We start from the raw sequence: 14,504 nt of genomic DNA, 5'->3' as shown, positions 1-14,504 counted from the left end.
GATTATGATGTTATCTCATGGGAATTAAATTATTATCGCAACAAAAAAAGCATCGCAAGGGTATTTTATATACTAAAAACGGAGTTATTAAAACCCCGTTTTTTATGCCTGACGCAACCAGGGGTTTTGTTAGGTCTCTTTCCGAGAATGATTTAAAAAAAATTGGCATGGGTCCTATGGTTGTAAATACCTATCATTTATACCTTCAGCCTGGGATTAAAACTATAACTAAGTCGGGTGGTATCCATAAATTCATGAATTGGAATAATCCACTTCTATCAGATAGTGGAGGTTACCAGGTTTTTTCCCTTATTCATAAAAATCCAAAAATGGGCAAAATTACTGATAAAAAGGTTATTTTTAAATCGCCCTTGGATGGATTAAGGCATGAATTAACGCCAGAGAAAGCCATGCAAATACAGTTTGATTTAGGGGTAGATATGATGGTTTGCTTGGATGACCCACCGCCAAATAATTACAGCAAAGAAAAAATAAAAAAATCAGTAGAAAGGACAATTTCTTGGGCCAAAAGATGTAAAGTTGAATATGGAAAACAGATTGAAAAAAGAAAAATAAAACAAAAAAATCGACCACTTCTTTTTGGGGTTATTCAAGGAGGGGAATATAAGGATTTAAGGAAATATTGTACAGAAAATCTTATAAAAATAGGATTTGACGGTTATGGATTTGGAGCTAGGCACGTTGACAGTGGAGGAAAATTTTTAAAAGACGTTTTGGAATTTACTGCTGATCTTATTCCTGAAAAATCATTGCGATTTGCCTTAGGTGTAGGAACTCCAGAAGATATTGTTAAATGTGTGCATATGGGATGGGATATGTTTGACTGTGTTATTCCAACAAGGGAAGGAAGGCACGGTAGGTTATTTATTTGGAAAAAAGAAGACATACAAAAAAAGGATTTTTATAAAACAATAAATATCAGAAATGAAAAATTCAGGAATGATTTTACACCTATTGATAAAAATTGCAATTGCTATGCTTGCCAAAATTATACTAAAGCTTACCTTAATCACTTAATTAAATCAAAGGATCCTCTTTTTTTGAAATTAGCTTCATTGCATAACCTAAATTTTTATCTGGAATTAATGAAAAAGTTACAGTAAGGAGTGTTAATGTTTTGGTAAGTTGAAAAATCGGTATCAATACCGATTTTTCTCTATTTTTGTGTTAAATTTTTCTTTGCTATTTTTTATGTTTTAAAAAAATAAAAAACATTTGCCCCTTTTTGTTTTTAAAGGGTATAATTAAAAAATAATAAATATAGCCATAAACTAAAAAATGATATTGTTATATGGAAAACCAATTGCCGATAAAATTCTGAATCGCTTAAAAAGCGATATTTCAATGAGCAACAAAAAACCAGGGATGGCTGTTATTCTGGTTGGAAAAGACGAGGCTTCGCATCTTTATGTTTCGCTTAAAGAAAAAAAAGCCAGGGAAATAGGCATAAATTTTCAAAGATTTGATTTGGAAGAAAATATTTCTGAAAATAAAGTTATAGATCTTATACAAAAAATAAATAATGATAAGAACATTCACGGAATGATTGTACAAATGCCTTTGCCAAGAATTCTTAATGCTAAAAAAATAATATCCAATATCGATCCGAGAAAAGATGCCGACGGCTTTTCCGGTAAAAGTGCACTCAGTCCTGTTTTTCCTCAGGCAATTTTATTATTGCTGGAAAGCAGCGGAGAAAATTTAGAAAGAAAAAAAGCAATAGTTATTGCTAATTCTGATGAATTTGGACAGACTATGGCAAAAATGCTTTTAAAAAATAACATTCAAACAGAATATCTTATTGCAAAAAATATGTCTGAAAATATGAATAAAATCAGAAAAGCTGATATTGTAATAAGCGCTGTTGGACATTGTGGATTATTAAAAGGAGAAATGCTTAAAGACAAAGCCATTGTAATTGATGGTGGAATTGAAAAATTTAATGGGAAAGTTATAGGAGATGTTGATTTTGCTTCAGTAGAAGAAAAAAATGGTTTTTTGTCTCCTGTTCCAGGAGGAGTAGGCCCTGTCACAATTGCCTGTCTTTTGGAAAACGTATATTTGGCTTTTAAGGCTCAACAAAAGGAAAATAATTGATAAAAGTCTTTATTTATGGTAGTATAAACACATGAAAAAATACGATCATAAAAAAATTGAACAAAAATGGCAAGATTACTGGGGGAAAAACCCAGAGCTATATTTTGCTGAAAATGATTCAAAAAAAGAAAAAAAATATATTTTAGATATGTTTCCATATCCATCAGGAGATGGTTTGCATGTCGGACATGTGGAAAGTTATACGGCGACCGATATTCTTTCCAGATATTCAAGGATGAAAGGCCTAAATGTTCTGCATCCTCAAGGCTGGGACGCTTTTGGATTGCCGGCAGAAAACTACGCAATTAAAACAAAAATTCATCCATTAGAAACAACTAGAAAAGCCATTGCGACTTTCAAGGGACAAATGAACAGAATGGGTTTTTCTTATGATTGGTCGCGAGAAATTTGTTCAGCTGATCCGGAATATTATAAATGGACGCAGTGGTTTTTTCTTCTGCTTTATAAAAACGGATTAGCTTATAAGAAAAAAGCCAAGGTAAACTGGTGTGAATCTTGTCAGACGGTTTTAGCTAATGAACAAGCAGAAAGTGGAATCTGTGAAAGATGTAAGAATCAAGTTATTCAGAAAGATATGGAACAGTGGTTTTTTAAGATTACTGATTTTGTTGAAGATAAAGGAAAAACATCCGGACTTATTAATGGATTGGATAAAGTTGACTGGCCGGAGTCAACAAAATTAGCGCAGAAAAATTGGATAAACAAATCAGAAGGCGCACAGTTTAAAATGCAGATTATCGACACAGATAAATATCTGGAAGTTTTTACCACACGCTTAGATACAGTTTTTGGTATGACTTTTGCCCTGATTGCTCCTGAACATAAAGTAATTTCAGATCTTAAATCTCAGATCTTGAATTGGAAAGAAGTTAAAAAATACGTTGCTGAAGCTAAGAAAAAATCGGAACTGCAAAGAATTTCAGAAACTAAGGAAAAAACAGGCATTGAATTAAAGGGAATGAAAGTTATTAATCCATTTACGAAAGAAGAAATTCCGCTTTTTGTATCTGATTTTGTATTAGCGCACTATGGCACAGGCGCAGTCATGGCTGTGCCGGCTCATGATGAAAGAGATTATGAATTTGCCAAGAAGTTTAATTTAAAAATAGAAGAAGTCATAAAAAGCAGAGAAGGAGAATCATCAATTGAAAAAAGGGCTTATACGGAAGATGGTATTTTAGTAAATTCTGGCGAGTATAATGATTTAACATCAGAAGAAGCCCGTAAAAAACTAACCCAGTGGCTGGAAAAAGAGGGAATTGGTCATGGAACTGTAAACTACAAATTGCGGGACTGGTTAGTTTCGCGTCAAAGATATTGGGGTGCTCCAATTCCAATAATTTATTGTGATAAATGCGGTGAAGTTCCAGCACTGGAAAAAAATCTGCCGGTTCTGCTTTCGGATGATGTTGACTTCATGCCGACAGGCGAATCACCATTAGTGAAATCTAAAAAATTCCATGATGTTAAATGTCCTAATTGTGGCGAAAAAGCCAGAAGAGAATCAGATACTATGGACACATTTGTTTGTTCATCTTGGTATTATCTGCGTTATAGTGATCCAAAAAATGACAAAGAATTTGCTAGTCTGGAAATGCTGAAGCAATGGTTGCCGGTTGATTTGTATGTCGGAGGAGCGGAACATTCAGTTTTACACCTGCTTTATGCCAGATTTTTTACCAAGGTTTTGCATAACTTAGGCTATGTTAACTTTGATGAACCATTTTTAAAGCTAAGACACCAAGGCATAATTTTAGCTGAAGACAGTCGTAAAATGTCTAAGTCTTTCGGCAATGTCATTAACCCGGACAAAGTTGTGGATGAATATGGCGCTGATGCACTTAGGATGTTCGAAATGTTTATGGGTCCACTAGAAGCTATGAAACCATGGAATACAAAGGGAATAATTGGTATCGTGAGATTTTTAGAAAAAGTTTGGAATTTACAATCAAAAATCAGCGATCAAAACATAGCAGATAATAATGTTCAAATATTGCTCAATAAAACTATAAAGAAAGTTACAGAAGATATTGAAAACTTTAGATTTAATACTGCAATTTCACAAATGATGATTTTAGTAAATGCCATGGAAAAAGAAAAGGTTTTAATGGCTTCTGAATATAAATTATTCCTGACTGTTCTTAGCCCTTTTGCTCCACATATAACTGAAGAGCTTTGGTCACAATTGGGTAATAAAGAATCAATATTTAAAGAAAAATGGCCAGAGGCTGACGAAAAATATCTCAAAGAAGAAGAAATAGAGATGGTTGTACAGGTAAATGGAAAATTACGTGACAAAATTTTTGTGGCACCAGACGTGACGGAAGACGAAGCCAAAGAAACAGCCTTGGAAAGGGAGAAGATAAAGTCATTTATTGAAGGCAAAGAAATAAAGAAAATAATTTTTGTTGCTGGCAGACTAATAAATATCGTAATCAGTTAAAAATAAAAAATTATGCAAGCAGTGATTTTAGCCGCTGGAAAGGGAACACGGATGCAACCATTAACGTATGATATTCCCAAGGCGATGCTTTTAGTTAAGGAAAAACCAATTTTGGAGTATACTATAAATTTTTTGCCAGAAATTGTTGACGAAGTTATTATTGTTATTAATCATCTTGGTGACCAGATTCAGAAATATTTCGGAGATGAGTTCAATGGACGAAAAATCAAATATGTTGTGCAGGAAAAATTAAACGGCACCGGCGGGGCAGTGCATACCTGCAAAGATTTATTAAAAGGCAAGTTTATGGTGGTTATGGGAGACGATCTTTATTATAAAGAAGATCTAAAGGATCTTCTGAATTATGAATTGGCAATTTTAGCTTTCGAAGTTGAAGATTCAACGAGATTTGGTGTTTTAAAAACTGATGAAAGTGGTCATCTGATTGAAATAATAGAAAAGCCTCAATTAAAAGAAAAAGCTTTAATTAGTACAAACGCCTTTGTATTAAATGAGAAATTTTTTGATTATGACCTGGTTCCCATTAGTGAAACTGAATTTGGTCTTCCTCAAACTTTGGCCAAAATGGCGCAAGATTATCCAGTAAAGATTTTGCAGGCTTTGCAATGGTTGCCAGTTGGTTATCCCGAAGACATAAAGAAAGCCGAAGAAGTTATAGATAAATTTATTTAGCTATGGCAAGGAAAAAGATCGTTACAATCGGAGGAGGAACTGGCAGCTTCACTCTTTTAAACGGTTTGAAAAAATATCCAGTAGATATTTCTGCTGTAGTTTCCATGGTGGATGATGGAGGATCGACGGGGGTATTAAGAGATGAACTCGGAGTTTTGCCGCCAGGAGATGTCAGGCAGTGCTTAGTGGCGCTTTCAGAATCTTCCAAAGAACTTAGAAATTTAATGAATTATCGTTTCGAAAAAGGAGCACTTAAGGGGCACAGTTTTGGTAATCTTTTTATTTCTGCACTAGAAAAAATAGATGGCAAATTCTCGAAAGGAATAGAAACGGCTTCCAAAATATTAAATGTAAAAGGAGAGGTGGTTCCAGTGACAGATCAAGATGTTAATCTTTTTATTCAACTTAAAAATGGTAAGACATTAAAAGGCGAAAATGAAATAAATCATAGTTTTGAAATAGAAAAAAAGGGAATAAAAAAAATATATCTTACCCCCAAAGCCAAAGCCAACAAAAAAGCCATTCAAAAAATATTAAAAGCCGATATGATCGTTATTGGTCCAGGAAACTATTATTGCAGTATAGTACCTAATTTATTAGTAAAAGGTATTTCGGAAGCTATTATAAAATCAAAAGCCAAGGTTGTTTTTAACTGTAATTTAGTTAATAAAAAAGGTCAGACAGAAAACTTCAGTTTAGAAGATTATATTACTTCTCTAAATAAGTTTATAGGAAAAGAAAGAATTGATTATGCTACTTTTAATTCAAAAAAACCTAGAGAGAATTTAGTGAAAAAATATGCTAGTCAAAGGCAGCTTCTTATAAAATTAAAAACCAATTGTGATGCAGAAGAAAAAAAGAAAATAATCTGTGCCGATCTTTTAAGCGCTGAAAAACCGAAGTATTCTAAGGCTGATTATTTGGCAAAAAAAAGATCTTTCATACGTCATGATAGCGAAAAATTAGCTAAAATTTTAATGAATATTTTAAATAAAAAACGATGAAAGTTTTTATTGATTTTGACGATGTGTTATTTAACACAAAAAAATTTATTGAAGACATAGAAGTAATTTTCCAAAAACATGGAATATCCAAAAATATTTTTTATGAAACATACCAAAGCGAGGATAAAATTTCCAAAACAAATTATGGAAATATGTTTTCATATAGTCCATCGCTCCAATTTAAAAAAATTAAGAAAAAAATAAAGATAGATACTAAACAATTGGAAAAAGATTTTAATGTTCTTGTAAAGAATACAAAAAAATATATTTTCAAAGACGTGGATAAGTTTCTTAATAAAATGGGAAAAAAAGATATTTTTATTCTGTCTTTTGGAACAAATAATTTTCAAAAGGAAAAAATTAAGAATTCTGGGATAGAAAAATATTTTAACAAAATTATTGTTGTTGCTTATGCCGAAAAGAGTAGGGCTATTGGAAAAATAATAGGAAAATCAAGGGAAAGTTTCTATTTTATTGATGATAGAGTAAGTTTTTTAGAAGAAGTTAAAAATAAATATCATTTTTCTAAAACATTTTTAATTAGAAGAAAAGAAGGAAGATATGGAGACAAAAAAAATAAATATTGTGATTTCTCTGCTAATAATTTGAGAACAGTTTTAAAAATAATAAAAGAAAATGCAAAAAAATAATTTAAAAAACAGTATTGTTCAGTTAGAGAAAAAAGATAATGAAAAAACCCTAACTCTTTCAGAATTTCGAAAAGAATTGGGCATACCTTTAATTTTGGCGAAGAAGCTTATTGTTTGGGGAGAGGTCGAAGCCGTGAAGGCACTTGATGGAACTTTGCGCATTACAGCCCCAGAAGTAGCTATTGCTAAAAAATTCATCGGAACACCATTGAATAAAGCCCGTCTTTTTGTGAAAGCTTTAGGTCCTGGACTTATAACCGGAGCTTCAGATGATGATCCATCAGGAATTGGCACATATTCATCAGTTGGTGCAGCCTTTGGTTTATCTATTATATGGATGGCTGCTTGGCTTTTACCTATAATGACTGCTATTCAAGAGGCATGTGCTCGCATAGGAGTAGTTACTAATAAAGGTCTGGCTGGAGTTCTAAAAACTCATTATAATCGGAAAATTGTGCTTAGTGCTGTAATTTTGCTCATAGTTGCGAATATCGCCAATATTGGTGCTGATCTTGGAGCTATGGCTGCGGCAATAGGAATGTTTACTAACTTTAATTACTATATAATAATTGCTTTGCTTGCGGCGGGTATAACTCTGCTAGAAATTTTTGTGCAATATCATCTTTATGTAAGAGTACTTAAGCTGCTTACCATTTCTGTATTTGCCTATGTAATTACAGGCTTTCTTATCAATCCTGACTGGGTTTTGATTTTTAAAAATTCTTTAATTCCACAATTTATTTTTGATCAAAAATATTTATTTGCAATGATAGCGGTTTTTGGCACAACAATCACTCCTTATTTGTTTTTTTGGCAGGCGTCAGAAGAGGTAGAAGAAAATAAATTGCTTAAAAATTATCGGAAAAGCAAAAAGGGAATATATAGCCGCATCTCCCACATGCGCACAGATGTTTATACAGGGATGTTCTTGGCTAATATAGTTTTTTTCTTTATAGTGCTGACAACCGCGCAAGTACTTTTTGCAAATGGCATAACAAATGTCAATTCAGCGCAAGACGCGGCTTTGGCATTAGCGCCACTGGCTGGAAAGCACGCAGCTTTGCTTTTTGCATTAGGAATTATAGGTACAGGTCTCTTGGCGGTTCCAGTTTTGGCTGGTAGCGGAGCTTATGCTCTTACTGAAATCCTTGAATGGGAAGAAGGATTAGAAATGAAGTTTTTGCAAGCAAAGGGTTTTTATTTTATTATTGCGCTATCCATTATTTTCGGTGCATTCATTAATTTTTTTGGCCTAAATCCAATCAAAGCGTTGTATTATGCGGCATTTCTTAATGGTGTCATAGCTGTTCCGCTCATGTATCTAATTATGAAAATTGGAAATGATCCAAAAATAATGGGTGATGAATGCCATCCTGCCTGGGTAAAATTTTTCGGATGGTTTGCGGTTATTGCAATGACTGTTGCTATTTTAGCAATGATTGCTTCACAACTTATATGAAAAATATGCATGAATTTGAAAAAAAAATTGTAAAAATACTTAATCAGCATAAATCAAAAACTTTAGATTTATTAAGCTCTATTATTAGCAACGTACCATTGCTAATAACAGTTTGGGTAGTTATTGGAATTTTTTTGATAATTCGCGACTCATTCATAGGTCTTTTTGTCTGTTTTGGTTTGGCTATAGTTTTCATAATACATTTTATAATCAGCGAAGGCATTTTTAAATGGGGAGTAAAAAAGTTTTTATTTGAAAGAGTACGTCCATATAAAGCCTATCCTGAAGAAATACGAGCCATTGGAAAAAAATTCATGGATGCATCATTCCCATCTTCCCATATGGCCAGTCTTGTTGGAGGATTGATGGTGCTCACTTATTTTTACAAATCAACTTTTCCTTTTGCAGTAATTTCAGTTTTAGTTATGGGATGGTCGCGCATTCGTAATGGCATGCATTATCCAAGTGATATTTTAGCAGGGGTAGTTTTGGGATTATTTTACGGTTATCTAGCATTAGAAATTTTAAAAATATTTTAATTTTTTAAAATAAAAAATATGTGCGGAATAGTTGGATATATAGGCAAAAAAGAATCTGTGCCAATTTTAATTGAAGGCTTGAAACGTCTTGAATACAGAGGATATGATAGCGCCGGTATTTCTGTTATTGATAATGATTTAAAAATAAAAACTATAAAATCTGTCGGTAAAGTATCTAATCTGGAAGACAAGCTTAATGGAAACAATATTTCAAGCACTATAGGCATTGCACACACGCGTTGGGCTACTCATGGTAAGCCTTGTAATATGAATTCCCATCCTCACTTTGATTGTCATGAAAATATCTTTTTGGTGCATAATGGAATTGTTGAAAATTATCAGGAACTCAAAAGTGATTTAATTAAGAAAAAACATAAATTTTCATCCGAAACAGACACGGAGGTAATTGTTCATTTGATTGAAGAATTTAACAAAAAATTTGATTTCAAAAATTCAGTATTGCAAGTACTAAAATTATTGAGAGGTACTTATGGTTTAGCAGTAATAAATAAAAAAGAGCCAGATAAAATAATTGTAGCTCGATTAGGTAGCCCATTAGTTATCGGCGTAGGAGATGAAGAATATATTATTGCTTCAGATGTTTCTGCTATAGTCAGGCATACTGATAAAGTTATTTTCATAGAAGATGGTGAAGTTGCTGTTATCACTAAAGAAAATTGTGAAGTTGTAAATACAAAAAATGAAGCCATATCAAAAGAAGCTACTAAACTCGATTGGTCCCTGGAAAAAGCTGAAAAACAGGGATTTGACCATTTTATGCTGAAAGAAATTTTTGAGCAGCCAAATTCTATTCTTGATGCCACGAGAGGAAGAGTGGTTGAAAAAGAAGGAATGGTAAAATTAGGAGGCCTCAGGGATGTCAAAGAGGAATTAGCCGACATAAAGAGGATAATAATTGTCAGTTGCGGCACGTCATACAATGCCGGCCTTATTGGAGAATATATGTTGGAAGAATATGCCGGAATTCCGGTTGAAGTTGAATACGCTAGCGAATTTCGTTATCGCAAGTCGCTCCTGAATAAAAATACAGCTGTCATTGCCATTTCTCAATCGGGCGAGACAGCCGATACCTTGGCAGCTATCCGTGAAGCGGAAAACAAAGGCGCTATAACCTTGGGCATAGTCAATACTGTCGGATCTACCATAGCCCGTGAAACTGTGGCTGGAGTCTATAATCATGCTGGACCTGAAATCGGAGTAGCTTCAACTAAAGCTTTTACTTCACAACTTTCTATTCTAGCATTGTTAACTGTATTTCTAGGACGGCAAAGGGATATGTCATTCACTATGGGTAAAAGAATTACGGCTGAAATTAATAAGATGCCAAAGCTTATTGAAAAAGTATTAAGGCAATCTAGGGATATTAAAAAAATTGCCAAGAAATATGTAGGCTATAAAGATTTTTTATATCTTGGCAGAAAATATAATTTTCCGATTGCTTTAGAGGGTGCTTTAAAAATAAAAGAAATTTCCTATATCCATGCTGAAGGTTATGCTTCAGGAGAAATGAAACACGGAACCATTGCGCTTATTGATAAAAATTTTCCGGTATTTTTTATTTCTCCTAAAGACAGCGTATATGAAAAAAATATATCCGGCATGCAGGAAATAAAGGCGCGGAGTGGAAAAATAATTGCTATTGCTACAGAAGGAGATAAAGAAATCAAAAAAATAGCAGATGATGTTATTTATATTCCCAAAACACTGGAAATGCTGACGCCGATTCTTTCTGTTGTCCCTCTGCAATTTTTTGCTTATTATGTGGGAATCCTGAAGGGATTAGACGTTGATAAACCAAGAAACTTAGCAAAAAGTGTAACTGTAGAATGAGATATTGACAATATAAAAACCAAAGCATATAATGTCAAATTAAAAATAAAAATAGTTCTTAAATAAAAAAGGAGGAAAGGTAATGAATAATTTGGAGATTTTTAAAGATAAAATTCTTATCCCCAAGTGTTTAGGATCAGGGAGATTGGCTGATTTAAAAACTTCCGGAATTATTTGGCCGGGTGTTCAAGAATTTCCTATTAAAAAAAGGAAATCAAAAAAGATTTTTGTGGCAGCTTACGACTTGAAGGGAGTTTTAAATTTAGGCGAAATATACACTGGAGATCTCGAAAAATATTGCCTTTTTGAGGATCAAGTGAAATCATTTATTGAGGAATATCCCAATCTGCTGACCATAAAAGGCTCCACATGCTTTTTGGTTAATTTTGGTGGATATTTTAAAATAATAAAGTCACTCCAGCCGAGAAAAGGTAGCATCGACTTACGGGTTGACGAACTGGATCTTCGCATGAGAATGATCGGAGTTCCCAATTTTGTATACTGCCGTTTTATTTTTCCTCAAAGTATTTAAATTTTTTTGCTTCAAATCATCCCTTGGATTGTTTTCATAATCCAAGGGATTTTAATTATATTTGATTAAATAAGACATGTAAGATACTATTTTTGTATGGATATAAATAAACTCGAACAATTTTTAATAGACAATAACCATCCGAAATTTCGGCTGGAACAGATAAAAAAAGCTTTATATCAGGACGGCGTTTCGACATGGTCAGAAATCACAAATTTACCATTGAATTTAAGAGAAAAATTGGAAAAAGAAATAAAAATTTTATCTTTTAAATCAAAAAAAGTTTCAAAATCAAAGGATGGAAATTCAGCAGAGGTTCTGTTGGAACTTGCAGATGGAAGTTTTATTGAATCGGTACTTATTTCTCCAAAACCTAATACGTGGTCAATTTGTGTTTCCTGCCAGGTCGGTTGTCCGATTGGATGCAAATTCTGTGCTACCGGAAAAATGGGTTTTGAAAGAAATTTGACTGCTGAAGAAATTACTGATCAAGTTTTATTTTGGCGTCAGTATTTTAAATCAAAAAATAGAAGCGATATTTCCAACATTGTTTTTATGGGCATGGGCGAGCCTTTTTTGAATTGGGATCAGGTTTCGGAAAGCATAAAAATTCTGACTGACAAAAAACTTTTTGGATTTGGATCGCGCAGCATTTCTGTTTCAACGGCCGGAATTTCTGATGGCATTCAAAAAATGGCGCACGAATTTCCGCAAATAAATCTGGCGGTTTCTCTGCATTTTACCGAAGACAATAAGCGCAGCCAATTCATGCCGATAAACGTCAGATATAACTTAGAATCTTTGAGAAAAGCTTTGCAAAAATATTTCCAGATCATAAAAAGAAAAGTTTTCCTTGAATACATAATGTTAGAAAACATAAATGATAGCCATAAAGATGCTAAAAAATTAGCAGACTATATTAAATCCATAAATAACAATCATCTTCTACATGTTAATTTGATTCGTTTCAATCCGACTCCGGAAACAAGTAGGGAAAATATGATTCCATCTTCCAGAAATAAAACGTATCTTTTCAAGAAAGAACTGGAGAAATATCATATCGGTGTGACTATAAGAAAAAGCCTCGGGGAAGAAATCCGAGGCGCCTGCGGGCAATTAGCGGGAACTGGCAAAAAATAATCTATTTTCCGATAATTTGCAAAGCAATTTCACGTGAACGAGACCGATCTAATTCTACAGCAAAAACTCTTTGCCATTGGCCAAGTTGGAGTTTATTTCCAATAATATTCATTATAACTGAAGTTGGCAGATGGATTGCCTTGCTGTGAGAATGACCATTCCTGCATTCACCATCGCACATGTTAACTTTACGAATTTTAAAATTATCATGCATATATGCATGTTTACGTGGCGCTATTTTTTCAAGAAGATTTTTTATATCTGAAATAAGTAATGGTTCAGCTTCATTAACAATGACAGCCATAGTAGTATGCAAACTCTGAACGTTGATGATACCATTTTTAATGCCGACTTTTTTTATTTTTGTCTGTATTTTATCGGTGATATCGATAAAATCCATTGTGGTAGCAGTCTTTAATTTTATTATTTCATTTTTTATTTTCATAAACTACTTAATAAATAATTTATTATTTACCAATATATTTTACCATATAAGTGTCTTTTAGTTTATAGCCGAGTTTTCGGTAATAATATCTAACACCGATGCCAGAAATAACTGATATATTGTCTATCTTAAATTCTTTTTTGGCAATTTTTTCGGCTTCAGCTACTAGTTTCTTGCCTAGTCCTATGTGTTGTGGGGATTTTTTATTTTTCTGGTTTATTTTTTCCATTTTGCCATAAGTATGCACTTCGCGGATAATGGCTTTTTTTTCTGATGTGATGCGCAGGCGAAGAAGTGCAAATAATTTTTTCTTATCTGGTGAAATATATTGTAAAAATATTTCATATCCATCCGATGCTGGATAATCAATTCTATTTAAAACAATTTTTTCTTTTATTTCATATCCGCTTCGTACTTCACGGCAACGAATGCACGGACAATGTGACTCCGGGATAATAATTTGTCTCAAATTGGAAACTGTAGGTCCAGCAATTATAGAAGAAGTTGGAACATCACGTACAAGCCGGGCAATGCGGACATAAGGGGGAATAACTTCATTTTTTATTTTTAAAACAAATTTCTCAAATTTATTGTCCGAAAGTGGCTTGTATGAGTTATTTTTCCATAATTTAAAAAGTTGGCTGTTTCTAAGGACGACTGTTGGATAGATTTTCAGCATGTCCGGCTGGAAATTAGGATTAGAAAATAGTTCTTTAAACATTTTAAAATCATGTTTTGGACTTGATCCAGGCAGTCCAGGCATTATATGATAATTAATTTTAAAGCCCGCGTCTTTCAAGAGTTTTGTGGCGCAAATCGTCTCAGTTACAGAATGACCGCGCTTATTTTTTTTTAAAATATCATCAAAAATGCTCTGCACACCCAGTTCCACGCGAGTACAGCCGAGATTCCTGAAATTTTTTATTTCTTTTTCATTTATAAAATCAGGACGTGTTTCTAAGGTCAACCCGATAATTCTGTGTTTAGCTTTTTCATTTTTTTTCTGTTCTTTTGACAAATATTTATTTAGTAATTCTCCCTTGGTTTTAATTTTTGCTTTTTGTTTTTTGATTTTTCGTTCGAATTCGTTGCAAGCTTTAAAGCATTGCCATATAAAATATTTTTGATAATAACTAGGAAGGTAAGAAAATGTTCCTCCCATAACTATCAACTCTATTTTATCTGTAGCATGGCCATTGAGCTCCAATGAACGCAAACGATTTTGAACTTGTCTATATGGATCAAAATCAGCATCAATAGCGCGCATAACAGCCGGCTCATTGGAAAGATAGCTTTTTGGCATATCTTTTTCGCTTGGACAATATATACATTTTCCGGGACAGGGATATGATTTGGTGAGGACTGCTACCACAGCCACGCCGGACTCAGTCCGGATAGCGCGGCTCAAAAGTAATTTTTCAAATTTTTCTGATCCCATTATCCTTTTCTTTTTTAGAAGCTCATTATATCTGTTGCGCAAATCGGCGTTAGTAGGAATAGGAAGTTTGTATTTTTTGGAAAGTTTCTTTTTTAGTTGCAAAAAATCAGCCCGTGATTCCGGAAGCTGTTTAATTGCACTTTTTATATAATTATCGTAATCTTTAAGCAT

13 protein-coding genes are annotated in these 14,504 nt (G+C 33.3%); 11 read left to right on the top strand and 2 right to left on the bottom strand.

Translation table 11 applies throughout. The features are described from left to right. Window positions 1-17 precede the first annotated feature (17 nt). The 11 genes from tgt (at window position 18) to rlmN (ending at window position 12,450) form a co-directional block, all read left to right on the top strand. Window positions 18-1,124 (top strand): tRNA guanosine(34) transglycosylase Tgt, encoded by a 1,107-nt coding sequence (gene tgt, locus PLR68_03720; protein HOW60827.1) that lies wholly within the window; start codon window positions 18-20, stop codon window positions 1,122-1,124. A gap of 175 nt (window positions 1,125-1,299) precedes the next feature. Beyond that, window positions 1,300-2,118: a bifunctional 5,10-methylenetetrahydrofolate dehydrogenase/5,10-methenyltetrahydrofolate cyclohydrolase gene (locus tag PLR68_03715; protein ID HOW60826.1), complete on the top strand. Its 819-nt coding sequence runs from the start codon at window positions 1,300-1,302 to the stop codon at window positions 2,116-2,118. A gap of 31 nt (window positions 2,119-2,149) precedes the next feature. Continuing rightward, entirely contained in the window at window positions 2,150-4,582 is a 2,433-nt protein-coding gene (gene leuS, locus PLR68_03710; GenBank protein HOW60825.1) for a leucine--tRNA ligase, read from the top strand. Window positions 4,583-4,594: 12 nt separating this feature from the next. Next, the gene (locus PLR68_03705) at window positions 4,595-5,275 is read left to right on the top strand and encodes a nucleotidyltransferase family protein (protein ID HOW60824.1); all 681 of its coding nucleotides are present in this window, start codon (window positions 4,595-4,597) and stop codon (window positions 5,273-5,275) included. Window positions 5,276-5,277: 2 nt separating this feature from the next. After that, entirely contained in the window at window positions 5,278-6,279 is a 1,002-nt protein-coding gene (locus PLR68_03700; protein ID HOW60823.1) for a YvcK family protein, read from the top strand. Then, complete coding sequence (locus tag PLR68_03695) at window positions 6,276-6,929, top strand: hypothetical protein (protein HOW60822.1); 654 nt, start codon at window positions 6,276-6,278, stop codon at window positions 6,927-6,929. The genes PLR68_03700 and PLR68_03695 overlap by 4 nt, the downstream gene beginning before the upstream one ends. Continuing rightward, the gene (locus PLR68_03690; protein ID HOW60821.1) at window positions 6,916-8,388 is read left to right on the top strand and encodes a divalent metal cation transporter; all 1,473 of its coding nucleotides are present in this window, start codon (window positions 6,916-6,918) and stop codon (window positions 8,386-8,388) included. The genes PLR68_03695 and PLR68_03690 overlap by 14 nt, the downstream gene beginning before the upstream one ends. A gap of 5 nt (window positions 8,389-8,393) precedes the next feature. Beyond that, a complete protein-coding gene (locus tag PLR68_03685) occupies window positions 8,394-8,927 on the top strand; it encodes a phosphatase PAP2 family protein (GenBank protein ID HOW60820.1) in 534 nt (177 codons plus the stop codon). A gap of 18 nt (window positions 8,928-8,945) precedes the next feature. Beyond that, window positions 8,946-10,778 carry a glutamine--fructose-6-phosphate transaminase (isomerizing) gene (gene glmS, locus PLR68_03680; GenBank protein HOW60819.1) on the top strand — a complete coding sequence of 611 codons (1,833 nt, stop codon included), beginning with the start codon at window positions 8,946-8,948 and terminating at the stop codon, window positions 10,776-10,778. Between the two features lie 82 nt (window positions 10,779-10,860). Then, on the top strand, window positions 10,861-11,310 hold the full coding sequence (locus PLR68_03675) for a hypothetical protein (protein HOW60818.1): 450 nt from the start codon (window positions 10,861-10,863) through the stop codon (window positions 11,308-11,310). 96 nt (window positions 11,311-11,406) lie between these two features. Then, window positions 11,407-12,450, top strand: a complete 1,044-nt coding sequence (gene rlmN / locus PLR68_03670) for a 23S rRNA (adenine(2503)-C(2))-methyltransferase RlmN (protein HOW60817.1) — start codon at window positions 11,407-11,409, stop codon at window positions 12,448-12,450. A gap of 1 nt (window position 12,451) precedes the next feature. Here rlmN and PLR68_03665 read toward each other — a convergent pair whose 3' ends face one another. Then, complete coding sequence (locus PLR68_03665) at window positions 12,452-12,895, bottom strand: secondary thiamine-phosphate synthase enzyme YjbQ (protein ID HOW60816.1); 444 nt, start codon at window positions 12,893-12,895, stop codon at window positions 12,452-12,454. A 22-nt stretch (window positions 12,896-12,917) separates the two neighbouring features. Further along, complete coding sequence (locus tag PLR68_03660) at window positions 12,918-14,504, bottom strand: tRNA uridine(34) 5-carboxymethylaminomethyl modification radical SAM/GNAT enzyme Elp3 (protein ID HOW60815.1); 1,587 nt, start codon at window positions 14,502-14,504, stop codon at window positions 12,918-12,920.

Source organism: Candidatus Moraniibacteriota bacterium (genome assembly GCA_035390125.1).
Classification (GTDB): domain Bacteria; phylum Patescibacteriota; class Minisyncoccia; order Moranbacterales; family GWC2-37-73; genus DAOOTD01.
This window is presented reverse-complemented; position numbering and strand designations above follow the sequence as displayed.